Below are 23,982 nucleotides of genomic sequence, written 5' to 3'. Positions count from 1 at the left end.
TGTTGTGCAAAGCGTTGCTCTTTTATCAGTGATGCTCGTGTGCTGCACTCAAATACACGATCGACAGCGTCGTGAAAATGAAGGCCTGCAACGAAACCACCAAAATATGGAAGATGGCCCACGGCACATCCAACAGCCAGATAGCCCAGAAGGGTAGCAGGGCAATCAGGATGAAGATAACTTCACCGGCAAACATGTTACCGAAGAGACGCAGACCCAGGCTGATCGGTTTTACGATCAAACCCACGATCTCAAGGACCAAGTTAAAGGGAATGAGAGACCAATGGTTAAACGGTGTCAGCGATAGCTCTTTAGCGAAACCACCGGCACCTTTTACCTTGATGCTGTAGTAAAGAATCATCAAGAACACACCGAATGCCATACCCAGCGTCGCGTTCACGTCGGTGGTGGGTACGATCTTCATGTATTCAAAGCCAAGCTTACCGAATAGCTCGGGGAAATAGTCAACCGGAATGATCTTAAGGCTATTCATGAGCAGTATCCACATGAATAGCGTTAGGGCGATGGGAGCAATATGCTTGTTTTTTCCGTGGAACGTGGAGCGAGTCAAGTTTTCAATAAACTCGATGACCATTTCCACTGCATTTTGCAAACCACTGGGTACGCCTGCTGTGGCGGTTTTACCTGCTTTATGAAACAGCCATAAAAACAGAGCCCCCATGCCAATTGACCACCCCATTGTATCCAAATGGATAGCCCAAAACCCCATTTCAGACGCTTCGGCAGAGGTGGACGCAAGCGACCAACCGTTCTCCGGATGCTTTCCGAACGTAAGGTTCTGGAGGTGGTGCTGTATGTAATAGATGGCCGATACTTCGTTATCCGCTGCCATACTGCTTCCTCAGGTTTAAGGGGTTGACCGCTCGCGCACAAGCCAAGGCGTTAGCCAGTACATGAGTTGGGCCACCACATAGGCTACAAAGAAATAAGCTGGGTTTGAGGGCGGCACTAGAGAGAACACCAGTGCAAATAGCGCCACCGTCAAACCAAACTTGCCCATTGCTGCTTGGTATAAATTAAGTACGTTGCGTTGGGGTTGTTTAGCAGTGCGTTGTGTGCCGCGCCAGACAAAATAGATAGCGGGCAACACACTAACGACTCCCCCCATAAGCGCTGATAAAGCTGCTTGGCTTCCCGATACTCCACCAGCAAGCGCCATAATGAGTGCCGTTGTTGCTAATTGGGCTTGAAACAACCTTTTAAAATCTAATGAACGGCGTTGAGCAGTAGAAACATGGGCCACTTTGTTCACTACTCCCTACCACTTTTACTGCGTTGAGCGTTATTGCCCTGACGCCTAGCGTTTCACACAACCTTTTAACAAACACCGGCGGATTATAGGGAAGCGCTATCACACCTTCAACCGAAGTTGCACGGATTTGACGCGTTTAGGCAGCGACTTGCGACCAAAGGGCTAAAAAAGTCGCGCTTTAACTCATTTATTTAATAAGCCTGCTATTTAATGTGTGCCAAGATACCGTCTAACTCTTCAAGGCTGGTATAACGAATAGTAACTTTTCCTTTGCCTTTCTGACCGTGGTCAATGGAAACCGGCGCTCCTAGCAACTCACCTAGCTGAGTTTCAAGTCGTGAAACATCCGGCGTTTTAGCCGCTTGACGCGCCGATTTATCTGGTACTTCGTTTGACTGTACTTTCTTAACCAAGGCTTCCGTTGCGCGCACGGTTAGGTCGTTATTGACCACTTCGTGGGCTATCTGCCGCTGCTGAGTACTGGATAATGAGAGTAGAGCACGGGCATGCCCCATATCTAAATCACCGCGTTCTAGCAGCGTTTGTACTTCTGGGTCTAACGCTAATAGACGTAGTAAATTCGCGACCTGAGTACGAGATTTCCCCACCGCATCGGCTATTTGCTGCTGGGTAAGTTCAAACTCATCCCCCAAGCGTTTCAGCGCCAGTGCTTCTTCAATGGCGTTGAGGTTTTCACGCTGGATATTTTCAATCAGTGCTAGTGCTAGAGCAACCTCATCACTAACATCACGGATGACAGCAGGGATAACATCTAGCTCTGCCAACTGAGCAGCACGCCAACGGCGCTCACCAGCAATAATTTCATAGCGGTCTTCCCCGACAGGGCGCACCACAATGGGTTGCATTACCCCTTGAGCACGGATCGAGTCAGCAAGCTCTTCCAGTGCTTCTGGCTGAATATCTCGGCGTGGCTGGTATTTCCCACGGGAAAGCTGGCCCAGGGGCAAGCGCTCCAAGCGCTCTGCCGCCGCATCGTGGGGGGCCACAGGCAACAAGGAAGTGTCTGCACTATCAAGCGCAGTACCACCCGTTATATCTAAACTGTCACGACGACGGGCGCCCGCACCAATCAGGGCATCCAGGCCACGTCCTAGCGCGCGTTTACGCGTCATTCGTTTCCCCTCGAACTTTTAGCAATACGTTACAGCGACATAGGTTACAGCGATAGTCGACGGATCATTTCTTTCGCTAGCACCCGATATGCTTGGCTACCTCGCGAAAAGCGTGCGTAATGGGTGACTGGCAACCCATGACTGGGCGCCTCGGCAACTTTAACGTTGCGCGGAATGGTAGTTTTTAGCAACGCATCACCGAAGAAATCACGCAGTTGTTTGTCAACTTCCCGTGTCAAGCTGGTACGTTTATCGTACATAGTGCGCAAAATACCAGAAATTGCCAGCTCTGGATTAACGCTCTGCTTGATCTGCTCGACGGTATCGAGCAGTGCTGACAACCCCTCTAGAGCATAAAACTCGCATTGCAAAGGGATAAGCACACCATCAGCCGCGGTAAGCGCATTAACCGTCAGCATATTAAGCGACGGCGGGCAGTCAATAAGCACGACATCGTAATCATCAGCGACTGCATTTAACGCCAGCGATAAGCGACTCTGCCGCTGATCAATATCAAGTAGCTCTACCTCTGCTGCAGTTAAATCACCATTGCCAGGCAACACGTCAAATTTGACTGGCAGGTTGCGCACAATAGCATCACTAGCAGCTACATCGCCTAACAACACATCAAGTACACTTTTTTCCAGCTCATACTTGTCGATGCCACTGCCCATACTGGCATGCCCTTGCGGGTCTAAATCAACCAGCAGCACACGACGATCTAGCGCAGCCAAGCTGGCCGCAAGGTTAACGGCTGAGGTGGATTTGCCCACGCCGCCTTTTTGGTTGGTCAGGGCAATGATCTGGCTCACTACTCAACTCCTTTTGGGGTCAGAATCAACAGCTGCCGCTCGGCCGTCTCAAAAGGTACGCTTAACAAGTGACGTTCGTGAAGCACAATACCGGAAGGTAGATTACGCAGTTCTTCGTCTGCACCAGGGCCTTTCATCGCTAACCACTGGCCATTTTCTGCCGGTAACGCCTCGGTTAGCGTGACAAAATCTACCAAACTGGCGAAAGCTCGCGAAATTACTTGATCAAACGCTTGGCCACTGAACTGCTCAACGCGAACCTGTGTGGGGGTGACGTTGTTAAGTCCTAATTCCATAACGGCTTGGCGCTGAAAACGTACTTTTTTGCCATTACTATCAAGTAATGTGACTTGCAGCTCAGGTTTGAGAATAGCCAGCACTAAGCCTGGCAACCCCGGACCTGCGCCAACATCAAGTAGCCTTGGTCCATACACATAGGGAACCACTGCGGCACTGTCCAGCACGTGACGGGACACCATCTCTTCAACATCACGCACTGCTGTGAGGTTATAAGCACGGTTCCACTTATGCAACAGAGCAAGTAAAGCCAGCAGCTGTTCGCGCTGCGAATCACTAACGGTAATGTTAAGCGCGGCTAGTCCCTTATCCAAACGTGGCGCAACGGGACCAGGCAAACTATTAAGCAGTGGCTGCAATTGGCTCATCCGTTAGCTACCTCGGTACTAGTGACAAGGCGACGCTTTTTCAAATGAATTAGTAAAATTGAGACTGCAGCAGGCGTCACGCCAGAAATTCTTGCCGCCTGGGCAAGTGTTTCCGGACGCGCTTCACTAAGCTTTTGACGTATCTCGTGGGATAAGCCCTCAACCCGTTGATAATCTAACTCTGCTGGTAACGGCATTGCTTCGTGGCGCTTAAGTTTATCGATCTCGTCCTGTTGACGATCAATATACCCTTGATATTTCGCCTGTATTTGCACTTGTTCAGCCACGGCTTCGTCATCTATCCCACCGCTTTCCATGCCTGGTAAGCTGGCGATATCAGCGTAAGTAAGCTCAGGACGTTTAAGCAGGTCACTCAAGCAGTATTCACGTGGCAGCGGTTTACCTGTTTTTTCAGCAATTTTCGCGGCTGCAGGGCTATTAGGCTGTACCCAAGCGGTGCTAAGGCGTGCTGTTTCACGCTCGATAGCTTCACGCTTTTGGCAAAATGCCGTCCAGCGTGTGTCGTCCACCAGACCAAGTTCACGGCCCTTTTCGGTGAGCCGCAAATCAGCGTTGTCTTCACGTAGCAGCAAGCGGTACTCCGCACGAGAGGTAAACATGCGGTAGGGTTCTTTAGTCCCCATAGTAATCAGGTCATCCACCAGCACGCCAAGGTAAGCCTCATCGCGACGGGGGTACCAGGTATCTAATTGCTTGGCACGACGTGCTGCGTTAAGACCTGCAAGCAAGCCTTGAGCACCGGCCTCTTCATAGCCGGTTGTGCCGTTAATTTGCCCTGCAAAAAACAGGTTGTGGATAAATTTAGTTTCTAAAGAGTGCTTTAAGTCCCTTGGGTCGAAAAAATCGTACTCAATGGCATAACCTGGACGCGTGATATGCGCGTTCTCAAGTCCTTTAATCGAGCGCACCACCTGCAACTGCACATCAAAGGGCAGTGAGGTTGAAATACCATTAGGGTACAACTCGTGGGTATCTAGCCCTTCTGGCTCGATAAATACCTGATGGCTTGATTTATCAGCAAAGCGATGCACTTTGTCTTCGATAGATGGGCAGTAGCGCGGGCCAACCCCTTCAATCACCCCTGAATACATTGGTGAACGATCTAGATTACCAAGAATAATTTCATGGGTGTGCTCATTGGTATGGGCAATATGGCAGCTCACCTGTTGAGGGTGCATATCCCGTGAGCCAAGGTAGGACATCACTGGCGTTGGCGTATCACCAGGCTGCTCTTCCAACTGGGAAAAATCGACAGTCTTGGCATCAATACGTGGTGGTGTGCCAGTTTTAAGGCGATCAACGCGAAATGGAAGTGCCCTTAGGCGTTCTGCTAGTGCATTTGAGGGCGGGTCACCGGCACGACCACCGCGGCTTTGATCCAACCCTATGTGGATAACACCACCTAAAAATGTACCTGTCGAAAGTACCACAGCTTCTGCATGAAAACGGATACCAGTTTCTGTAACAACACCACAAACAGCGTTGTTATCCACAATCAAATCACCAGCTGCCTGCTGAAAGATTGTCAAATTTGGCTGGTTTTCAAGCATCCCGCGAATTGCTGCTTTGTAGCGAATGCGATCAGCTTGGGCACGTGTTGCCCGAACGGCTGGGCCTTTGCGGGCATTCAACACGCGAAACTGGATGCCGCCTAAATCCGTGGCTAACCCCATTGCACCACCAAGTGCATCAATTTCTTTCACTAGGTGGCTTTTGCCAATCCCACCAATCGCTGGATTGCACGACATTTGGCCGAGCGTCTCGATGTTGTGAGTTAGCAATAGAGTTTGACAGCCCATACGAGCAGAGGCCAGTGCGGCTTCAGTTCCCGCATGGCCACCGCCGATGACAATCACGTCAAAGCGGTCGGGGTAGTTCAAGAGACACCTCGTCTTGCGCCTTTTGGCACGGATGATGTGGTCAGTGTTTAGCCACTGATTGAATAGGTCGGCAAGTATAAACCTCCTGTGGGTAACCGTCAGGTTTTTCCACACCCCAAGCAATCAGCTCACCTATTATTAATAACAAAATAAAAATAAATAAGAGAAGTTCTGTTAATGCTGTAACTAATGGTGTGGACAAAATCTGGGGATAACCCTATAAATAAATTTAAAATCAAATGATTACGTTGTTGACCTTTCAGTGATCAAGCAGCGTAGTGCCTGAGTAGAAGCGGTGTTAGAGCTGTGGATGAAAAGGCGACTTATGCACAAGGCTATCGAGTAACGGGTTATCCACCGGCTCATACCGACTTTGTTACCGCATCTGTGAACATCTTGCCATAACGCCTCTAGAAGTGCTTAAAGGTCGGCAGAGTAGGAGCTACAGAGCACATGAGAGGTCCCGTAAAAAAATAGTATCCACAGGCAAAAAAAATGGCCTGTCGCTTTGACAGGCCATATAACAGACATTAATTAGCAGTTTTATGCGTGTTTTAATGTTTTAACACGCGAGCCAAGAATGAACGGGTGCGCTCATGTTGAGGCGCATCGAACAGCTGTTCGGGGGGACCCTGTTCAGTGATTTCTCCTTTGTGGATGAAGATAACGCGGTCAGCCACTTCACGGGCAAATCCCATTTCATGGGTAACAATCACCATGGTCATGCCTTCTTTAGCAAGTTCGCGCATGGCATCAAGCACTTCACCGATCATTTCGGGATCGAGAGCTGAGGTAGGCTCATCAAACAGCATCAATCGTGGTTCCATTGCCAGTGCTCGTGCCAATGCAACCCGCTGCTGCTGGCCACCAGAAAGCTGACTTGGATACTTATATGCTTGGTCGGAGATACCCACCCTCGTTAGTAGGCGTTGAGCGGTATCTTCAGAGTCTTTACGGTTCCAGCCGCGCACTTTCATAGGTGCAAGGGTGATATTGTCGATTACGCTTAGGTGAGGAAACAGGTTGAATTGCTGGAACACCATACCTACTTCAGTGCGAATAGTTTGTAGGGCTTTGCCGCTTTTTCCATTAGGTAGCAGTTCATTGCCATCCACATCCAGTGAACCTGATTGAAATTCTTCAAGGCCGTTAATACAGCGAATCAGCGTCGATTTGCCAGAGCCACTGGCACCAATCACCACCACTACTTCGCCTGGGATAATTTCAAGGTCAATATTATTGAGTACGTGCAGGCTGCCAAAATGCTTGTTGAGCTTCTGCATACGCACAATAGGTTGCGTTGCGTTATTCATTGCACTTGTCCTTATTGTCCGACGAGGCCTCTGCGCTCTAATTGACGCAGTAAGATGGAGAGAGTCCAGGTAATGGCGAGATACATAAGTGCGACCATGAAGTAGACCTCTAGGGCAGTGAAGGTGGTGGCGATATAGATCTGACCTTGGCGTACCAGCTCACCTACTCCTATGACGGAAAACAGCGATGTGTCCTTAATACTGATAATGCCCTGGTTGCCTAGTGGCGGGATCATACGGCGAAAGGCCTGGGGCCAAATGACGTAACGAAACGCTTGAGAGCGAGAAAGGCCTAGAGATAGTGATGCTTCGCGTTGGCCACGCTCGATGGATTGCACTCCGCCACGCACAATCTCAGAGATATATGCCCCTGAATTGATAGCGATGGCGGCAATACCGGCAACCAACGCGTTAATGGGGCTACCCAGTAGTTGCGGCAAGCCATAAAAGATAAACAGCACTTGAACAAGAATTGGAGTGCCGCGAAATACTTCGACGTAGAAAATAGCTGGCCAGCGTAACCAGCGCACGCGACTGATACGCAGCAAACCAAATAAAATACCGATAAAGAAACCGATGGCGAGACCGCCGAACGAGATCATTAGTGTCCAGGGGATTCCTGGTAACAAGTAGGGAATCGAGCGAAACGCTGCCGCCCAGTCAAACTGAAATGTGACATCCACGAACTTTTCTCCTGAAAGGCAACTAAACAACGCAGGGCCGGGGGCTAGGCCGCCCGGCCCTGTCTCAGTGATTCACTATGTTAATGCGGAGTATTAGTCTTCGCTGGACGCTTCACCAAACCACTTTTCATAGATTTCATCATAGGTGCCATCTTCGCGCATCGCTGCTAGAGCTTCATTGGCGGGTTCTACCCACTGGCTGCCTTTATGGAATACGATGCCGTATTGCTGGCCTTCATACAGCGGGCCTACCACTTTGGTGCGGCCTTCGCCCCGGGTTTGAGAGAAGTAGGCAACGTTGGGTGCATCGTAGAAGGCTGCATCGACATTACGGCCTAGTAGAGCCATATACATATCGCTGTTGCCTGGGTAAGGGGTGATGTCTGCGTTATCACCTAGCTGTTCTTGCAGAAAATCATAGCTAGTAGAGCCAATGCGGGTGGCTATCTTGAGGCCAGCAAGGTCGTCGATGGTTTCAACATCGTCGTTATCCGCACGAACAATGATTTGCAGGCCTGAGTCATAGTAAGGGTCAGAGAAATCTACGATCTCGGCGCGTTCTTCGGTAATCGTTACCCCGGCAATGGCGATCTCTTGGCTACCGGTTTGCACCGCCGGAATAATGCCCGCGAACTCCATAGTGGTAAGGTTGACATTAAATCCTGCACGATCAGCCACTTCGTTGATGATATCCATATCGAAACCGATCATCTCACCAGTTTCTGGATCCATCATCTCAAAGGGTACAAAGCTTGGATCAGTGACTACATTGACGGTGGGTGTCTCGGCCATGGCGGAAGTTGCCATGCTGGCAAGGCCTATAGTGATAGCAGTGGTAATAACAGACTTGGTAATGGTGAGTTTCATTAGTTTTCCCGTGTTTTATAGTGTTGTTAGCGGTTTTTAAAGAAAGTGTTTCTTTAAAAATGGGGCTAACAATCATTATTGACCGTTTAACCTTGGCGAGAAACCGCCAAGGCGTCAAGTCACGGGGAGAGGGTTGTTGCTAACCTTATCTAGACCATGAAGGAAGCACCACAACCACAGGTGGTGGTGGCGTTGGGGTTCTGAATGCGAAAACGTGCACCTGCTAACCCCTCTTCATAGTCAACCGTTGAGCCTACTAAGTACTGGTAGGAGAGCGGGTCGACGACCAGTGTGGCATCGCCAAACTCAATGAGTGTGTCGTCCTCGGCAACGCTTTCCGCAAAGTCGAATCCGTATTGGAAACCGGAACAGCCGCCGCCGGTCACGTAGACGCGCAGTTTCAGCGCAGTATTATTCTCTTCTGCCATCAGTGCGCTAATACGTTTGCGTGCGCTGTCAGATAAAAGTAGAGGGGTTGGAACAAAAGCTTCTGCACCGCTCATGGGTACCTCCCGCGAGCTTTAGGAACGAATAATCAGCATTGGAGAGTGATTATGGGTAATTCCCAGCAAAAGGGTCAACTATTGCTGGGAATTAGTGAGATGTTACGGCATCAGGGCTGGAGCGCTAAGGCCCATATTTTCTTCAAAGCCAAACATCAGGTTTAGGTTCTGGATCGCTTGACCGGATGCGCCTTTAACCAGGTTATCAATCACAGACAGTACCACCACGGTATTGCCGTTACCGGGGCGGTGCACCGCTAGGCGGCAGGTATTGTTACCTTTTACGCTGCGGGTTTCTGGGTGGCTACCTGCAGGCATGACGTCCACAAATGGCTCATTGGCATAACGCTGTTCGAAGAGTGTCTGTAAATCGCCAGGTTCGGCGATAAGTGAGCTGTAAAGCGTAGCATGAATGCCTCGAATCATCGGGGTTAGGTGAGGCACAAAGGTCAACCCAACCGGATTGGATTGCATATCTCCTAAGCCTTGACGAATTTCCGGCAAATGACGGTGTCCACTCGCGCCGTAGGCTTTCATGGACTCACTAGCCTCTGCTAGTAATGATGCCACTTTTGCGCCACGTCCTGCGCCGGTAACGCCTGATTTACAGTCGGCGATTAACTGGCTCGGGTCGATTAGCCCTGCTTCTAAAAGTGGTAAGTAGCCTAATTGAACGGCGGTGGGGTAGCAGCCAGGCACGGCAATCAAACGGGCGCTTTTAATTTCTTCCCGGTGCATTTCCGGTAAGCCGTAAACTGCTTCTTGCAGCAGTTCTGGCGCACCGTGAGGCTGGTCGTACCACTGACTCCACTCATTGGCATCACGCAGTCGAAAATCAGCAGAAAGGTCGATTACTCGGGTGCCATTATCGAGTAACTCTCCGGCAAGGGCGTGAGCCACACCATGAGGGGTGGCAAAAAATACCGCGTCCATAGCGCCTAGTGCCTTGGCATCAGGTTCGCTAAACGCCAGCGTATCGTAGTGGCCGCGGAGGTTGGGGTACATATCACATACCTTAACGCCCGCTTCTGATCGTGAGGTAATCGCTTCTACACTAACGTGGGGGTGCTGGGCGAGAAGCCTTAGAAGCTCTACACCTGTGTAACCCGTACCGCCGACAATACCAACCTTAATCACAAACCACTCCTTGCGCGTTGAGCACGTTACGTCTTAACAATAAAGCTTGAATGCTAAACAGCCTTGTTAAATGGTCGCAGGCTGTCGAAGTGTATCAAGCTATGATACACAAGAGGTGTCGCCCATAAGAGCGCTCAATGGTTAAAACGATAACTGCCACTGGGTGAGCCATCTCGGGTACCCTGAGATAAGTCTAGGTAAAATAAGCGCAAGGACAGACGCTGTGGCACGTTTTTCCCGATCAGATTTCACCTTAGAGAGTTTTCGTCGCCAACTGGCAAACGTTGATGCCTTACCGCAGCTATGCGTGTTGGGATTAGTGTCTGGAGTGATTACCGGCGCGGTGATGGTGGCGTTCCGCTTACTGTTGGAAGCAGGGGCCGCTCTTTATATGCCGGAAGGTAACCCCGAAGCTTTTGAAGGTATGGAACCATGGCTGCGCGCGTTACTGCCCTTGGTTGCAGTAAGCATCATCGGTACGTTGCTGTACCGCCAAAAAGCGGCCGCTCGTAAATTAGGTGTTGGGCACGTGATAGAGCGACTGACCTACCATCAAGGGCGCTTCCCTATGCGCAACTGGTTAAACCAGTGGTGGGTGGGGGTGGTTTCAGTCTTGGGAGGACTCTCTGCCGGGCGTGAAGGGCCTGCCATTCACTTAGGCGCTGCTGCATCAAGTGGTTTGGGGCTTAAACTCCGTTTACCCAATAACAGCCTACGAGTGCTCGTCGCCTGCGGCACCGCGGCGGGTATTTCGGCATCGTTTAATACGCCGATTGCCGGGGTTATCTTCGCTATGGAAGTAGTGATGATGGAGTACACCCTGATGAGTTTTATGCCAGTTATTCTGGCCTCTACCATGGGGGCGCTGGTGGCTCAGGTAGTGTATGGCAATGAACCGGCATTTCGTATTCCTGAGGTTGCACTTGGGTCGTTAATTAATTTGCCCTGGGTAGTGGTGGTAGGCTTAGTAATTGGCCTACTGGCAGGCTTGTTTATTCATATATCCCGCAGCCAGCAGTTACAGGCTTGGCCATTATGGTTGCGATTAGCGTTAGTAGGTGTTGTGACTGGTGCGGTGGCTTGGTGGTATCCCGAAGTGCAAGGGATCGGTTACGACAGCGTCGCCGCAGCGCTCAATAATCAGCTTGAGCTTAAAGTGCTGTTGGCATTGATGATAGCTAAGTTACTGATTACTGCTATTACCGTCGCGGGCGGAGTCCCTATTGGCATTATTGGGCCAGTACTAGTGGTTGGTGCGGCAACTGGTGCATTAGGCGGGATGTTGGGTGGCTGGCTATGGCCAGATAAAGCTGCTGACCCAGGTGTGTATGCCATGCTAGGCATGGCGGCTATGATGGGGGCTGTACTGCAAGCACCGTTAGCAGCGTTGATGGCGCTGCTTGAGCTAACTCATTCGCCACATATGATGCTGCCGGGAATGTTAGCAGTCGTAGTGGCCTGCCTAACGTCACGGCAACTAACCGGCTGCGAAGGCTTCTTTATTAGCTCGGTACGCTACGGCTTGCATCCCCTTCAGCAGCCTTTGATGCAGGCACTCTCGCGGGTTTCTGTGCCAGCAGTGATGGAGCGTCAACTGGTGCGCACTGAGCGCATAATAACGCCAGCCCACGCACGTCGTTTGCTGGAAACCAATCCCATTTGGTTAGTGATTGAGCGCTCCAGCAGCGAAAAGCCGGTGCTGGCATTAAAAGCCGCAGAGCTTGCCCGCTGGTTGCTAGAGCATGATGAGGCACTTGGGGGGGAGACCCCACCAGAAGACGAATTAATCGATTTGCTTGAGATCCCTGGGCAACGCCTTGAAATGGCGCCAATTGCCTTACAAGCAACGCTTTCTGAAGCATTTTTAAAATTACAGGCCGATACACTGGATGCGCTCTACGTAGTACATGGTTATCGCCCAAAGCAGCAGCGAATTTCAGGTATCATTACCCGTGATGCTATCGAGCGTTACTATCACTACGTAGACCCGCTTAGTGCTGAAAGCCGAGGTGCCGAAAAAGGTACCGAAAAATCAAAGTATTGAAAATAAAAGCACTGGCCCCGTGCTGCTACTTCCCAGCAATGAGTCCACCGCCTAAGGAGAGACCATGTATTTATGGGTAAAGGCCATTCATTTAATGGCAGTTATCACTTGGTTTGCCGCGCTGTTTTATTTACCGCGCTTATATGTGTACCACGCTATGGCCCGTGATAAAGGCGATGAGCAAGCGATCACTTACTTTAAAACCATGGAGCGTAAGCTTTACCGCGGCATTATGACGCCCTCGATGATTATCGTGCTGATTTTTGGTGGTTGGCTGCTCTATCTGGTGCCCGCTTGGTTTAGCCAAGGCTGGATGCATGCCAAGTTAACGCTGGTGGCTTTGCTGATTGCTTATCATCATGTTTGCTTAATTTATTTAAAGCAGTTTGCCCAAGGGCGTTGCACCAAGAGCCATGTGTTTTTCCGCTGGTTTAATGAAGCGCCGGTGATTGCGTTGATTGCCATTGTTATTCTGGCCGTGGTGAAGCCCTTTTGATGCGCCAACCTCTTCCACCCGTTGTGTTAGTACTCGCTGGCCACGATCCTACTGGGGGTGCTGGGCTGGTGGCGGATAGTGAAGCAATAGCAGCGTGTGGCGGCTGGGCAGCGACTATTCCCACCGCGCTAACTGTGCAAAATTGCCACGACGTAATGCGGATTTTGCCTGCTGATCCCAATGCTATGCGCCAAATGGCCGAGGCGTTAGGTGATATGCAGATTGCTGCAATTAAGCTTGGCCTACTAGCAGATGAGCCGACACTGCGTGCAGCAGAGCAGATTATCCGCCGCTTTCCTGGCATACCGGTCGTGGCAGACCCTGTGCTTAAAGCAGGGGGAGGCGCTGAATTATCCACACCCAGATTACAGAAGCTGTATGTGGATCGCTTGTTACCCCTTGTGGATATCTTAACGCCTAATCGCTATGAACTCGCAATGCTGACTCCCGAGATCAGTGAGCCGTTTGACGATACGGCGCGCGCGGTTGCGCTATTATCCCAGGGATGTCAGGCAGTGTTAGTAACCGCTACCGATGATCCTCTGCCAGGTAATGTGCAGCAAGTTGTGCATACGTTGCATTCACCTGACACTACCCGTCAGTGGCAGTGGCCGCGTTTACCAGACGTGTTTCATGGTTCGGGGTGTACATTAGCGTCTGCGCTAGCCGCACGATTGGCTGTAGGTGAGCGCTTACCAACTGCTTGTGAACAGGCTCAGCACTTTACCTGGGAGTGCTTGTCTCAGGGGTATCAGCCACCCAGCGGCCAGTGTTTACCCAACCGCTTGCCACACCCTGTGCGCTTTTGATCTTATTAGCAGTAATGATCTTATTAGTAGTAAGCCACTTATATTTGAGGATGCCATGACCACGTCTGCTGAACTGTTTGATCTCGCGAGTCGCCATATTCCTGGTGGTGTTAACTCGCCCGTCCGTGCGTTTAAAGGCCTACACCGTCCTCCGGTGTTTATGGAGCGCGCCCAGGGTGCTTATCTGTTTGATGTGGAGGGGAACCGTTACGTTGATTATGTTGGTTCCTGGGGGCCAATGATTACGGGCCATGCTGACCAAGACGTGCTGGCAGCAGTGCGCGCACGACTGGATAACGGCCTTTCTTTTGGTACTCCTACCGCTGTTGAAACCACCATGGCGGATCTTATCTGCGAGATGCTTCCTTCCATGGAAATGGTGCGCATGACTAGCTCGGGCACCGAAGCGACAATGTCAGCCATCCGTTTGGCGCGTGGTACGACAGGCCGTGACAAGATTGTGAAATTTGAAGGTAACTACCACGGCCATTCGGATTCACTGTTAGTTAAAGCCGGTTCAGGTGCCTTAACTCATGGTGAGCCAAGTTCTCCGGGGGTGCCTGCTTCACTAGCTGAACACACGATTACCCTCTCCTATAACGACCCGGAAGGGGTAGAGGCGTGTTTCGCAGAGATCGGCGAGCAAATAGCCTGCATTATTGTTGAGCCAGTGGCTGGCAATATGAACTGTATACCTCCTCAGCCAGGATTTTTGGAGACGCTGCGTCGAGTATGCAATGAATACGGTAGTATTTTAATTTTTGATGAAGTTATGACCGGCTTCCGTGTCGCTCTAGGTGGTGCTCAAGCGCACTATGGCATTACACCTGATTTAACCTGTTTAGGTAAAATTGTCGGTGGTGGCATGCCTGTTGGCGCGTTTGGCGGTAAACGCGAAATTATGCAGAATATTTCACCGCTGGGCCCGGTGTATCAAGCAGGCACGTTATCCGGCAACCCTTTGGCTATGGCAGCAGGCGTGGCTCTGCTGACTAAATTACAGATACCTGGATTTCATGATGCGCTAACCCAGCGAGTGCAAACTCTGTGTAACGGCCTTCAAGAGCGTGCTAATGCTGCCCGTGTACCGATGATGACTCAATCAGCCGGTGGCATGTTTGGTCTTTTCTTCACGTCACAATCAAGAGTCGATAACTTTGCTCAGGCGACTGCATGTAACCCGGATGCTTTCCGGCGTTTCTTTGGTGCAATGTTGGATCATGGCGTTTATTTGGCGCCGTCTGCTTATGAAGCCGGCTTTATGTCTAGCGCCCACTCTCCTGAAGATATTCAGTTCACGTTAGACGCGGCCGAGAAAGCTTTTTCTGTTATGTAACGAAAAGTAAATCGCCTGCTACACTGCAAGAGCCGCTTATGTTGAGCGGCTCTTGTGGTTAGTGAGGTAAGCCAACCATGAAATGGCAACTGGCGGGGCGCTATGCACTGTTTAACAGTGCCTTATTCAACTCTGCACTGTTAACAGCCTTCATCACCATTGGCCTACCATCTGGGGTATTGGCCGCACAGGAGCAGGATATGACTCAGATCCACATCACCATGGGCGGCACTCCAGGCGCAGAATTTTCAGCCGAGTGGCGTATCACCCATAATGATGAAACCATTGAATATCCGGAAGTGCTGGGAACGGTACCCGCGGAGTTTACCTTTGAAGGCACCGTCCTAGAAGGTACAGTAAAACTGCTAAGCGATGATGAGCGTTTAGAGGTGGATATTGTCAAAGGCAGCAATCGTTCTCGTTCTTCCACCCAAGGCAAAGGCGGCACACTAACGGTTGTGGTGCGTTAAAATGAAAAAACCGCCCCGGAAGGGGCGGCTTGAGAGAGAGCACTCATTAACTGATGGTTAATACTGGATAGTAGAAGCTCGGTTGCCACTACCCATTTGGTTAACAGTCGCTGAGGCATTGACTGCGCTGTTTTGAGTGATTGTGGAAATGTTATTCCAGCCAGAACCCACGTGCGTTTGAGTAACTTCGGCAACATGGCTGGCGCTACCGGTTTGTAAAATATGCGATTCGTTGATTGTATTGTAGAAGCCGTTGCCCGACTGAACTACAACAGCTTCATGATCATTACCGAATTGTAAGATATTAGAAGCGTCAAAGCCGCCTGACTGGCCCACATCTGCAGAGTTACCTGTCCCACGCTGATAGACGGTAGATAGAGCATCATTACCGGTTTGTAAGACGGTGACTTCGTTACCACCACCTACTTGATCAGCGTACGAGTCATTACTGCTACCGGTTTGTGTGATATCAGCAAAGTTACCTGCAGCAGCAGTACGGCTATCCTGGAAAACATAAGACTCATTACCCATTCCGGTTTGGTCTAGATATGCAACGTTGTCATCACCCCGTTGACGTATCATGTTGATGCCATCCACACCATGTTGTTGTGCTTCAGCATAGTTATTTTGACGACCCTGTTTGATGAAGCTCTGGTTACTGACTCCACTTTGATCAGACCATGCAACGTTACCTGAAGCACCACCATTAAGAATGCCTTGCTCAATGATTGATTTATGGTCGCTGCCAGTTTGTTGAATTTGGGCACTATTTAAGTCGGCACCTAGCTGTGAGACACGTGCCTGGTTTGCAGTACCGTTCTGGAACACATTAGCTATAGCGCCATAACTAAGATCTTGTTCAACGCTAGATGCGTTAGCATCGCCACGTTGATCAACATAAGCGCTTAACGCATCGCCAGTTCCCTGTTTATTTTGTATAACAAGTGACTGGTTATCAGTACCACCACCTTGTAAAACACTGGCAACATTACCAGTAGTACTGCTTAGGTTGGTTGTTTGATCAATTACTGATTCGTTTCCGTTAGCTGTACTGCCAAGCATATTATTTAGGCCAGTTTGAAAGCCACTAAATTCTCCATTACGTGGGATAGGAAAGCCTGACGCATTCCAGGCATCGTTGTCCATGCTTTCATTAAGGTTGTCAAGACCCCAACCTCCTCCTTGGGCCGGACTAGTTACTGTATTGTACTGAAGATTATTTTGTTCAGTAATCGTTTGTTGTGCAAAAGCAGCACTACTTACAGTAAGGCTAATGGCGGCGGCGAGAGCAGTAAGTTGCAGTTTCATGATGTTTCCCCTTTTATTCGATCAGCTTGCTTGGGTTATTTACTGAGAAGCAGGTGGCAACTCAGTAGGTATCGATAGTGACCGGCCGTGAGTAGCTCGAATAGTTTTGTTGCTGAACACTTACACTGCGTTGGCCACTACCCGATTGTGAAATCGTTACATATCCATTGAAACCTATCTGGTATATATCAGCCCTAAGTGATAAGTTATTACCTTGTTGTAAAATATTGGCTGTTTGGCTATCTCCTACTTGCCATATAACACTAATATTATTTCCATTGTCTTGAATGACAACTGCTTGATTATTATTTCCGTATTGATATATTTTTGAAAAATTTGAAAACTGATAATGCGCTGAACGTGATTGAGCAATGCTCGCTTGGTTGTTATGACCTTGCTGCTCTATAATGCTTACATTACCCTGTAGCAAAGATGTATCTATCTGATGTGAGTATTGAAAAACTCTGAATCCTTCATTTATTTGGCTTGGCATATTTCCATTAGCTTCTGCTGAAATCATGTTGTTCGCTAATAAGCCAGTCATTACCAGCGAAGCGATATAGTGCTTATCGCTTGCTCTACTGGTTACTGAGTGGCGGCTTGAAGGTTTCATTTTTTTTCCTTTTGAAACTCTGTGTATATTTTTACTTTGTGAATTGAGTGTGGACCATTTGAAAAATGAATCCATAAGAATATTTGTTAATGTTGGGGTTAATTTTTTGGTTTTTTTTAATGGATTTTTCCTATTTTTTTAATACCATTTTGGGTGATTGATTTAATTTATTTTACATAAAAAAGGTCACTCGTTGAGTGACCATAAATCTAGTTATTATAATGTTCCCTTGTTTTATTCTTTTAATGATTGGGTCGATAAGCTATCTATTTCTTGTAAATATTTTATTATAATCTAGGTGTTTGAGCATTCAGATAGTCATTTAAAATGGTTGCTTGAAGATTAGTTCCTGGTGCTAGATTCCATAGGCGGTTCTCAATACCTCTGGCCACAAGATGAATAACTGCTGACTCAATTGCTGACATCACAGCAAGTTGAACGGGTTCATTAGTGGTAATTCCTACCTCCGCTTCTAATAAGCGTCTAAAATCGATAAAGCGGTAAACTCCAGCACGTAGCTCTTTGGAATAGATGGTTTTAGTAGTGGTGACGTTGGCTAATATTTCACCGGTCGATATCTCTACAGCGCGTAAATTGACAGTGACCTGATCCACCTGAAATTGGCCTGATGCCCCAATTCCAAAGTACTCAGCACCGGCACCACCGGTTCGTATATTCGACTCGTATGCAATAATGCCACCTTCCAACATTACCGATGCTGCTCTTAACGATGGCAGCGTATCGGGCTGGGCAAAGCGTTCAAATTCTGCGCGGATAATACGCCGTTCGGTTAACAAATTTTGTAGCCCAACGCGCTCAAGCGGAATAAACCAGCCTGAGTCAGACAGCGCACCGGTGAGCATTGCTGCCGCTCCCTGTGTTACTGCGGTCGAAAAAGTACTGGCGGGGGCTGGCCTATATTGGCCTGTTTGGTCTCGGAAATCATAGACCGAGACAAAAATTTTCCCGGATGGCGGCGGTAGTGATATAAGGTCTTGGTAGGTCGCTCCTCTAGGAGTGAGCGTTGCTTCCGCACCTTCTAAGTTTTCAGACGTTGCCACCATCCCTGCACAACCACTGAGTAGGCTGGCGATGACAATTGAGGCGATAATTTTCATAGCGATCCCCTGACAAAACAGGTAGTGTTAGTCATTATTTTGATGGTTAGTTATTAGCGCTCTTTGTAGCGCTAAGGATTAAATAAACCGCCAACACTTATCTCTGTTACATCCCCAGTTACTTTATCCACTACTCTAACAACTAATTGACCACTACTGTCACTAACTACAACACCGAACTCGTTACTATCGAAACTTCCTTCGCTCACCTCTCCACGGCTGACATCGGATATTAATTGCGATATCAAGCGACTTTCTAAGTTTTGTAATAAGCGATCTGTTGATGATAAGGATTGGGCTCTGTGAGTGTTTGGGTCGATATTCTTATCTTGTGCCTGGGCTTTACCCAAGAGGTAGCTACCAACAAATGGATCGCCACCAAACGAGGGATTGATCGGTCGATAAATTAACTCCCCCGAGTGCGCTTGAGTTCCAATACTTATTAAAGTAATTATCGCTGCGCAGCTGATTTTTTTGCTAGTTTTCATTAGAATAACTCCTCTCTTCCCAAGTCTTTGTCTGAGGACAGGGCTGATGCTAGTTGTTGTCGGAGAAGTGCCTCCTCAACAATTTGTACAGCTTCTCCTGCTACACGATCAGCTTCACTAATCCTGGGAGAGAGCTGCGTTCTGAAATACATCCGGTTGCCTTCCGTGACAGCAATTTGGCTACCCCAGCGTGCATCTGGGCGCTCCTGAATAGTAATAGTGGCATTGCCTATTATTGGGTTATCCATTGCCCGTTGACTGAAAGCACGGTAGAAGGTTTTACCCGCCATGGTGACTGTGCGATCGACCATAACGCCAGTGAGTTCACTCCCTCTGCTTGCACGTCCTTGCACTTCAGGGCCATCTGGGCTTGAGAGCAGGTTAATAGCATTCATTTCTTCTTGTTCATTAGTGGGTAGTGAAACAGTTGGTGAAAAAGGCTCATTGGCAAGTGACCATGACATAGGCATCAGAGGTGCAAAGCAGATAATTAAAAAAACACGAAATAATGACATGTTAGTAACCCGTTTATCTATTAGTTGTTTTTATGAGATCTCTTAATTTTTAATGATGTCGTTTTAAACTACGCGAAGTTTCAATGTTTGGTAGGATGGGGCCTAAGTTTTGGTGTATCCAATTAAGCGCTTGAATTCGGTTATGAACATTTATTTTTCGAAATATATTATAAAGATGGGACTTTACAGTGTGCTCACTAACAAAAAGTTTATCTGCTATTTGCTGGTTAGAAGATCCTGAACTTAATAGAGAGATAATCTCCATTTCCCTGTTAGTAAGTCCACACGCAGGCCGGAAAGCATTACTTTGGTATTTACGATAAAATAGGATGAGTCTTGCCATCAGGTCCCGAGACATCCAAAGGTCGCCATCTAGCAAGGAGTGAATGCCTTTACAAATAACATCTAAACTTTCATTTCGGTAAAACACACCTTTTAACTGAACACAGGAGAGTGCTTCTAGTGCATGATCCATATCTCGGATGTTGAATGCTGCCAAGGAAGCAGTAGAAAGGGTCTCCGGTAACTTGCCTTGCCACTCGGGTAGTGCATCTGCACTAATGTGATCGCTATCGATTAGGATTAGTAGCTTTTCTGGGCTCGAAGTTGGCAGCGCTGCTTGGGGAGGAAAGGCGCTTACTGAGCAGCCTGTATGTTTATGTAAATAATCAACAAAAAGCTGAGACTGTGGGCTTTTTTCAGTAATGATATACACCGATCCGAAGGCTTTTTCCTGCAACATTAGAGAATCCTCGTAGAAGAAAAGAGTGAGCAGGTGGCCACTTAATTGTTATCCATTAGAGACTTTTCGTAAAGTTATGTTATTAAAAATGTTGCTTTAAAAAATTAAAAACCTTCATTAATTTTTTAAATCCTTGTTATTTATTAATATTTATATTAATTAAGGGTTTTGTTTATTAACAAAACATAGATACACTCAGTAACATATCATTAGCTTCTGATGCTAATTCGATCAGCGTAAACTGAATACCTAATACTTAGAGGTCTCTCCTATGTCATCGCTCAGCACCCTTGTTTTAGCCAGCGGAAACTCTGGAAAGTTAAAAGAATTCAATCAGTTACTTTCTCCGTTTGGATTTGATGTGCGTCCACAAGCAGAATTTGGCGTACATGATGTGGAGGAAACAGGGCTGACGTTTGTAGAAAATGCGCTCTTAAAAGCAAGGGAAGCTAGCAAAATCAGTGGATTACCTGCATTGGCTGATGACTCAGGCCTGGAAGTGGATGCACTTCATGGTGCGCCTGGTATCTACTCTGCACGCTATGCCGGAGAACCAAAAAGTGATGAGCGGAATAACGAAAAGTTATTAAGTGCTCTCAGCGACTGCGCTGAAGGCCAACGCAGTGGGCGTTATTGGTGTGTACTCGTTTATTTACGCCATGCTGAGGACCCTGTACCAGTCATTGTCCAGCGCAGTTGGGAGGGTGAAATCCTGGCCCATCCCCGTGGAAATGGAGGGTTTGGTTACGACCCTCTGTTCTGGTTACCGGAGCAGGGCATGAGTGTGGCTGAACTGCCCAGTGAAACTAAAAACCGTCTCAGTCATCGAGGCCGCGCTCTGCAAAGTATGGTTGACCTTCTGAAGGTGGCACATGGCTGCTGAGGTATTGCCACCCTTATCCCTCTATATTCACACACCATGGTGTGTGCGTAAGTGTCCATACTGTGATTTTAACTCGCATGAGCCGGAGGCCAATACGTTGCCAGAAACGGCTTATCTCCATGCATTGTTAAAAGATCTGGATGGCGATTTAGCGCTGGCTAATGGGAGAACGATTGAAACGATATTTATCGGAGGTGGCACGCCAAGCCTGCTATCTCCAGCGTTTTATCGACAGCTATTCCTCGAGATACGCGAGCGTTTGCCTTTTTCCCCTGATATTGAGATTACCCTAGAGGCTAACCCCGGCACTACCGAGCAGGGACGCTTTGTTGGCTACCGCGAAGCGGGCGTGAATCGTTTATCGCTGGGTGTTCAAAGCTTTCACTCCACACAGCTGCAAGCACTGGGTCGTATTCATAGCGGTCAAGAAGCCGTCACCGCTGTTCAACAAGCACGCAGGGCAGGGTTCGACAACCTCAATATTGACCTGATGCATGGCCTACCTCAGCAAACGCCAAGCCAAGCAATGGATGATATTGAGCAAGCATTGGAACTTTCACCGGAGCATCTCTCTTGGTATCAGTTGACCCTAGAGCCTAATACGGCATTTTTTTCCCATCCACCAGCGCTGCCTGAAGAAGAGGCTCTTTGGGACATCCAAGAAGCAGGTCATCAGCGGCTTGAACAAGCAGGATTACATCGCTATGAAATATCTGCTTATGCGCTGCCGAACAAGCAAAGTTGCCACAACCTTAACTATTGGAAGTTTGGTGATTATTTGGGTATTGGCGCAGGTGCCCATGGCAAACTGACCACGATTGATAGCCAAGGGCAACGGCATATAGAAAGGCGTTGGAAAACGCGTCAGCCGGATGCGTATTTACGTCGCTCAAATGATCCTCGTGGTTTTGTGGCTGGCAAACAACAAATTGCCCTAGAAGAGTTACCTCTGGAATTTGCCATGAACGCGCTGCGCTTAACCGAAGGGGTAAAGATGAGCATATGGTCAGCTTATACAGGGCTGCCTGAGAGTGTGTTACTTGCTCGGTTACAAAGTGCTCATGAAAAAGGACTTTTGATGGAAATGCCCGAAAAGCTGCGTGCGTCACCTCAAGGTCTATTATTCTTGAATGAATTGCTGGCATTAATCAGTGATCAGCGATGAGTCATGCAATTACCTAGAAGACAAACAAGGAGTGAGTGATGCGTATTTCTCGACTACTGGCCCCGCTAGCGGCTGCTATTTTGGTAGCCGGTTGTGCCACAACAGACCCTTACGGTGGGCAAACGCAACGCTCTAGTACTGCCATGGGCTCAGGCATTGGTGCCGCTGTTGGTGCTGCCGCCGGCGCTTTATCAGGTGATGGTAGTACTAGCCGACGGGATCGTGCATTAATTGGAGCGGCCGTTGGTGCTGCCGCTGGGGCTGGTATTGGTGTTTATATGGATCGCCAAGAGCAGCAACTGCGTGACAACCTTCAAGGATCTCGTATCGAGATTGATCGTCGTGGGGATGATATTGTTCTCAATATGCCAAGCGGTGTGACCTTTGGATTTGACTCAGCTGACCTAACCAGTGAGGCTCGTAGCGCACTCAATCAAGTAGCTAACGTGCTTACGCAGTACCAGGACACACGCGTTAACATTGCTGGTCATACTGATAGTGTTGGTGATCCCAGTTACAATCAGCGCCTTTCCGAGCGCCGCGCTCAGGCTGTAGGCAGCTACTTAAGCCAAAATGGCGTTTCTTCTATGCGCCTCAATACCCGGGGGTATGGTGCGAACCAGCCTGTTGCTAGTAATGACACCGAGCAGGGGCGTGCTCAAAACCGCCGAGTTGAAATCACTTTGACGCCGACAGGCAATGGCCAAGGATAATTGATCTAGAGTAACAAGTATTAATCCTGATATTGCCGTCAAAAGCCCGCTATGCTCACATAGCGGGCTTTTTCGTTTAACTGTTAGCGAGCCATTATGCTGTCTTATCAACACGCCTATCACGCCGGTAACTTTGCCGATGTGCAAAAACATCTGACGCTTTACACCATCGTGAATCATTTATTACGTAAAGAATCATCCATTACATATATAGATACTCATGCAGGTAGAGGGTTATATCCGCTTGCTACAAAGGAGACCCAGCGGCTAAAAGAGTACCGTGAAGGCATTTGGCCGCTTTGGCAGTCACGCCATCAGCTTGCTAATCCTCTGTTAAATGAGTGGCTAAACATTTTGGAAGGTGCTCAACCTGAAATAGCCGAGCTTTCTCACTATCCGGGATCGCCTTGGTGGCTCTCTCAGCAACTACGCCAGCAGGATTTGTTGAAGCTATTTGAGCTTCATCCAGGTGAACATGAGCATTTGAACGTGCAAGTACTTCCCAAGCAGGCGCAGCGAATTTACGGTGATGGCTTGGCTAGTTTGCGGAAGCTACTGCCAGTGGCAACCCCTCGTTTATGCATGCTAATTGACCCTAGCTATGAGCGTAAAACGGAGTATCAAGAGGTGGTGGAGGCAGTGGTATATACCATGGAGAAAGCCCGTCATGCAGTGGTAATGGTTTGGTATCCGTTATTGCCAGCAGGCCACCACCACACGTTATTGGCAGGCCTGAAAGAGAGTGGTATTGCTAAAATCTGGCGTAGTGAATTGCAGCTATATCAACAGAGTGAACAAACCCACGGTATGTATGGCAGCGGTATGCTAGTTATCAACCCCCCTTGGGGGCTGGGTGAGCATCTAACTGCCGCAATGGCAGAAATAACACCGTTGCTTGGCGCTACCAGCCGCTACCACATGGATTGGTTAGTGGGGGAGTAGTGACTGTTAACAAAAGCTATTACTTAAAGAGGTGATAGAGTTACACGTCTATT

Annotated in this window: 26 protein-coding genes; 9 read left to right on the top strand and 17 right to left on the bottom strand. The window is 48.7% G+C overall.

Annotated elements, in window-relative coordinates:
- Positions 1 to 25 precede the first annotated feature (25 nt).
- The 11 genes from atpB to argC form a co-directional block, all read right to left on the bottom strand.
- Positions 26 to 853, bottom strand: a complete 828-nt coding sequence (gene atpB, locus CPA45_RS07135; protein WP_096650880.1) for a F0F1 ATP synthase subunit A — start codon at positions 851 to 853, stop codon at positions 26 to 28.
- 15 nt (positions 854 to 868) lie between these two features.
- On the bottom strand, positions 869 to 1,264 hold the full coding sequence (locus CPA45_RS07130; protein WP_165771519.1) for an ATP synthase subunit I: 396 nt from the start codon (positions 1,262 to 1,264) through the stop codon (positions 869 to 871).
- A gap of 212 nt (positions 1,265 to 1,476) precedes the next feature.
- On the bottom strand, positions 1,477 to 2,406 hold the full coding sequence (locus tag CPA45_RS07125; RefSeq protein WP_096650879.1) for a ParB/RepB/Spo0J family partition protein: 930 nt from the start codon (positions 2,404 to 2,406) through the stop codon (positions 1,477 to 1,479).
- 44 nt (positions 2,407 to 2,450) lie between these two features.
- Positions 2,451 to 3,218, bottom strand: coding sequence for a ParA family protein (locus tag CPA45_RS07120; protein WP_096650878.1), 768 nt, complete (start codon positions 3,216 to 3,218; stop codon positions 2,451 to 2,453).
- Positions 3,218 to 3,883 carry a 16S rRNA (guanine(527)-N(7))-methyltransferase RsmG gene (gene rsmG / locus CPA45_RS07115; RefSeq protein ID WP_096650877.1) on the bottom strand — a complete coding sequence of 222 codons (666 nt, stop codon included), beginning with the start codon at positions 3,881 to 3,883 and terminating at the stop codon, positions 3,218 to 3,220. The genes CPA45_RS07120 and rsmG overlap by 1 nt, the downstream gene beginning before the upstream one ends.
- Positions 3,880 to 5,784, bottom strand: coding sequence for a tRNA uridine-5-carboxymethylaminomethyl(34) synthesis enzyme MnmG (gene mnmG, locus CPA45_RS07110; RefSeq protein ID WP_096650876.1), 1,905 nt, complete (start codon positions 5,782 to 5,784; stop codon positions 3,880 to 3,882). Before mnmG ends, rsmG begins: the two co-directional genes overlap by 4 nt.
- A gap of 554 nt (positions 5,785 to 6,338) precedes the next feature.
- The gene (locus CPA45_RS07105) at positions 6,339 to 7,097 is read right to left on the bottom strand and encodes an amino acid ABC transporter ATP-binding protein (protein WP_096650875.1); all 759 of its coding nucleotides are present in this window, start codon (positions 7,095 to 7,097) and stop codon (positions 6,339 to 6,341) included.
- A gap of 11 nt (positions 7,098 to 7,108) precedes the next feature.
- The gene (locus tag CPA45_RS07100) at positions 7,109 to 7,780 is read right to left on the bottom strand and encodes an amino acid ABC transporter permease (protein WP_078089667.1); all 672 of its coding nucleotides are present in this window, start codon (positions 7,778 to 7,780) and stop codon (positions 7,109 to 7,111) included.
- A 93-nt stretch (positions 7,781 to 7,873) separates the two neighbouring features.
- Positions 7,874 to 8,587, bottom strand: coding sequence for a transporter substrate-binding domain-containing protein (locus CPA45_RS07095; protein WP_422822018.1), 714 nt, complete (start codon positions 8,585 to 8,587; stop codon positions 7,874 to 7,876).
- A 209-nt stretch (positions 8,588 to 8,796) separates the two neighbouring features.
- A complete protein-coding gene (gene erpA / locus CPA45_RS07090; RefSeq protein ID WP_078089669.1) occupies positions 8,797 to 9,150 on the bottom strand; it encodes an iron-sulfur cluster insertion protein ErpA in 354 nt (117 codons plus the stop codon).
- Between the two features lie 102 nt (positions 9,151 to 9,252).
- Positions 9,253 to 10,287, bottom strand: a complete 1,035-nt coding sequence (gene argC / locus CPA45_RS07085) for an N-acetyl-gamma-glutamyl-phosphate reductase (protein WP_096650873.1) — start codon at positions 10,285 to 10,287, stop codon at positions 9,253 to 9,255.
- Between the two features lie 223 nt (positions 10,288 to 10,510).
- Between argC and CPA45_RS07080 the strand changes: the two genes are divergently transcribed.
- The 5 genes from CPA45_RS07080 (at position 10,511) to CPA45_RS07060 (ending at position 15,442) form a co-directional block, all read left to right on the top strand.
- Positions 10,511 to 12,331, top strand: coding sequence for a chloride channel protein (locus tag CPA45_RS07080; protein ID WP_096650872.1), 1,821 nt, complete (start codon positions 10,511 to 10,513; stop codon positions 12,329 to 12,331).
- A 64-nt stretch (positions 12,332 to 12,395) separates the two neighbouring features.
- Positions 12,396 to 12,827 carry a protoporphyrinogen oxidase HemJ gene (gene hemJ / locus CPA45_RS07075; protein ID WP_096650871.1) on the top strand — a complete coding sequence of 144 codons (432 nt, stop codon included), beginning with the start codon at positions 12,396 to 12,398 and terminating at the stop codon, positions 12,825 to 12,827.
- On the top strand, positions 12,827 to 13,636 hold the full coding sequence (thiD, locus tag CPA45_RS07070) for a bifunctional hydroxymethylpyrimidine kinase/phosphomethylpyrimidine kinase (protein WP_096650870.1): 810 nt from the start codon (positions 12,827 to 12,829) through the stop codon (positions 13,634 to 13,636). The genes hemJ and thiD overlap by 1 nt, the downstream gene beginning before the upstream one ends.
- Positions 13,637 to 13,691: 55 nt before the next feature.
- Positions 13,692 to 14,972 carry a glutamate-1-semialdehyde 2,1-aminomutase gene (gene hemL / locus CPA45_RS07065; RefSeq protein WP_096650869.1) on the top strand — a complete coding sequence of 427 codons (1,281 nt, stop codon included), beginning with the start codon at positions 13,692 to 13,694 and terminating at the stop codon, positions 14,970 to 14,972.
- Between the two features lie 77 nt (positions 14,973 to 15,049).
- Positions 15,050 to 15,442: a hypothetical protein gene (locus CPA45_RS07060; protein WP_096650868.1), complete on the top strand. Its 393-nt coding sequence runs from the start codon at positions 15,050 to 15,052 to the stop codon at positions 15,440 to 15,442.
- 57 nt (positions 15,443 to 15,499) lie between these two features.
- Here CPA45_RS07060 and CPA45_RS07055 read toward each other — a convergent pair whose 3' ends face one another.
- The 6 genes from CPA45_RS07055 to CPA45_RS07030 form a co-directional block, all read right to left on the bottom strand.
- Positions 15,500 to 16,750, bottom strand: a complete 1,251-nt coding sequence (locus tag CPA45_RS07055; protein WP_096650867.1) for a hypothetical protein — start codon at positions 16,748 to 16,750, stop codon at positions 15,500 to 15,502.
- Positions 16,751 to 16,811: 61 nt separating this feature from the next.
- On the bottom strand, positions 16,812 to 17,363 hold the full coding sequence (locus CPA45_RS07050; RefSeq protein WP_096650866.1) for a hypothetical protein: 552 nt from the start codon (positions 17,361 to 17,363) through the stop codon (positions 16,812 to 16,814).
- A gap of 287 nt (positions 17,364 to 17,650) precedes the next feature.
- A complete protein-coding gene (locus tag CPA45_RS07045; RefSeq protein ID WP_096650865.1) occupies positions 17,651 to 18,481 on the bottom strand; it encodes a CsgG/HfaB family protein in 831 nt (276 codons plus the stop codon).
- A 71-nt stretch (positions 18,482 to 18,552) separates the two neighbouring features.
- A complete protein-coding gene (locus CPA45_RS07040; RefSeq protein WP_096650864.1) occupies positions 18,553 to 18,969 on the bottom strand; it encodes a curli assembly protein CsgF in 417 nt (138 codons plus the stop codon).
- Positions 18,969 to 19,484: a curli production assembly/transport protein CsgE gene (locus CPA45_RS07035; RefSeq protein ID WP_244287546.1), complete on the bottom strand. Its 516-nt coding sequence runs from the start codon at positions 19,482 to 19,484 to the stop codon at positions 18,969 to 18,971. Before CPA45_RS07035 ends, CPA45_RS07040 begins: the two co-directional genes overlap by 1 nt.
- 49 nt (positions 19,485 to 19,533) lie before the next feature.
- Positions 19,534 to 20,226: a response regulator transcription factor gene (locus CPA45_RS07030; protein WP_096650863.1), complete on the bottom strand. Its 693-nt coding sequence runs from the start codon at positions 20,224 to 20,226 to the stop codon at positions 19,534 to 19,536.
- Between the two features lie 271 nt (positions 20,227 to 20,497).
- Here CPA45_RS07030 and rdgB point away from each other — a divergent pair, with 271 nt between their 5' ends.
- The 4 genes from rdgB (at position 20,498) to CPA45_RS07010 (ending at position 23,929) form a co-directional block, all read left to right on the top strand.
- Positions 20,498 to 21,109: an RdgB/HAM1 family non-canonical purine NTP pyrophosphatase gene (rdgB, locus tag CPA45_RS07025; RefSeq protein WP_078089680.1), complete on the top strand. Its 612-nt coding sequence runs from the start codon at positions 20,498 to 20,500 to the stop codon at positions 21,107 to 21,109.
- Positions 21,099 to 22,274 (top strand): radical SAM family heme chaperone HemW, encoded by a 1,176-nt coding sequence (gene hemW / locus CPA45_RS07020; RefSeq protein ID WP_096650862.1) that lies wholly within the window; start codon positions 21,099 to 21,101, stop codon positions 22,272 to 22,274. The genes rdgB and hemW overlap by 11 nt, the downstream gene beginning before the upstream one ends.
- Before the next feature lie 38 nt (positions 22,275 to 22,312).
- Entirely contained in the window at positions 22,313 to 22,987 is a 675-nt protein-coding gene (locus tag CPA45_RS07015) for a YiaD family glycine zipper/OmpA-like lipoprotein (protein ID WP_096650861.1), read from the top strand.
- Positions 22,988 to 23,083: 96 nt separating this feature from the next.
- On the top strand, positions 23,084 to 23,929 hold the full coding sequence (locus tag CPA45_RS07010; RefSeq protein WP_096650860.1) for a 23S rRNA (adenine(2030)-N(6))-methyltransferase RlmJ: 846 nt from the start codon (positions 23,084 to 23,086) through the stop codon (positions 23,927 to 23,929).
- Positions 23,930 to 23,982 lie beyond the last annotated feature (53 nt).

Origin of the sequence: Vreelandella nigrificans (assembly GCF_002374315.1) — a bacterium.
GTDB lineage: Bacteria > Pseudomonadota > Gammaproteobacteria > Pseudomonadales > Halomonadaceae > Vreelandella > Vreelandella nigrificans.
The sequence above is the reverse complement of the archived record's forward strand: the minus strand, read 5'-3'. Positions and strand labels throughout refer to the sequence as shown.

Excerpts from the sequence above, each read along its gene's own strand:
- atpB (WP_096650880.1), bottom strand. The coding sequence starts at position 853 with ATGGCAGCGGATAACGAAGTATCGGCCATCTATTACATACAGCACCAC.
- CPA45_RS07125 (WP_096650879.1), bottom strand. The coding sequence starts at position 2,406 with ATGACGCGTAAACGCGCGCTAGGACGTGGCCTGGATGCCCTGATTGGT.
- rsmG (WP_096650877.1), bottom strand. The coding sequence starts at position 3,883 with ATGAGCCAATTGCAGCCACTGCTTAATAGTTTGCCTGGTCCCGTTGCG.
- CPA45_RS07105 (WP_096650875.1), bottom strand. The coding sequence starts at position 7,097 with ATGAATAACGCAACGCAACCTATTGTGCGTATGCAGAAGCTCAACAAG.
- CPA45_RS07095 (WP_422822018.1), bottom strand. The coding sequence starts at position 8,587 with ATGGCAACTTCCGCCATGGCCGAGACACCCACCGTCAATGTAGTCACT.
- erpA (WP_078089669.1), bottom strand. The coding sequence starts at position 9,150 with ATGAGCGGTGCAGAAGCTTTTGTTCCAACCCCTCTACTTTTATCTGAC.
- hemJ (WP_096650871.1), top strand. The coding sequence starts at position 12,396 with ATGTATTTATGGGTAAAGGCCATTCATTTAATGGCAGTTATCACTTGG.
- thiD (WP_096650870.1), top strand. The coding sequence starts at position 12,827 with ATGCGCCAACCTCTTCCACCCGTTGTGTTAGTACTCGCTGGCCACGAT.
- hemL (WP_096650869.1), top strand. The coding sequence starts at position 13,692 with ATGACCACGTCTGCTGAACTGTTTGATCTCGCGAGTCGCCATATTCCT.
- CPA45_RS07060 (WP_096650868.1), top strand. The coding sequence starts at position 15,050 with ATGAAATGGCAACTGGCGGGGCGCTATGCACTGTTTAACAGTGCCTTA.
- CPA45_RS07055 (WP_096650867.1), bottom strand. The coding sequence starts at position 16,750 with ATGAAACTGCAACTTACTGCTCTCGCCGCCGCCATTAGCCTTACTGTA.
- CPA45_RS07050 (WP_096650866.1), bottom strand. The coding sequence starts at position 17,363 with ATGAAACCTTCAAGCCGCCACTCAGTAACCAGTAGAGCAAGCGATAAG.
- CPA45_RS07045 (WP_096650865.1), bottom strand. The coding sequence starts at position 18,481 with ATGAAAATTATCGCCTCAATTGTCATCGCCAGCCTACTCAGTGGTTGT.
- CPA45_RS07040 (WP_096650864.1), bottom strand. The coding sequence starts at position 18,969 with ATGAAAACTAGCAAAAAAATCAGCTGCGCAGCGATAATTACTTTAATA.
- CPA45_RS07035 (WP_244287546.1), bottom strand. The coding sequence starts at position 19,484 with ATGTCATTATTTCGTGTTTTTTTAATTATCTGCTTTGCACCTCTGATG.
- CPA45_RS07030 (WP_096650863.1), bottom strand. The coding sequence starts at position 20,226 with ATGTTGCAGGAAAAAGCCTTCGGATCGGTGTATATCATTACTGAAAAA.
- rdgB (WP_078089680.1), top strand. The coding sequence starts at position 20,498 with ATGTCATCGCTCAGCACCCTTGTTTTAGCCAGCGGAAACTCTGGAAAG.
- hemW (WP_096650862.1), top strand. The coding sequence starts at position 21,099 with ATGGCTGCTGAGGTATTGCCACCCTTATCCCTCTATATTCACACACCA.
- CPA45_RS07015 (WP_096650861.1), top strand. The coding sequence starts at position 22,313 with ATGCGTATTTCTCGACTACTGGCCCCGCTAGCGGCTGCTATTTTGGTA.
- CPA45_RS07010 (WP_096650860.1), top strand. The coding sequence starts at position 23,084 with ATGCTGTCTTATCAACACGCCTATCACGCCGGTAACTTTGCCGATGTG.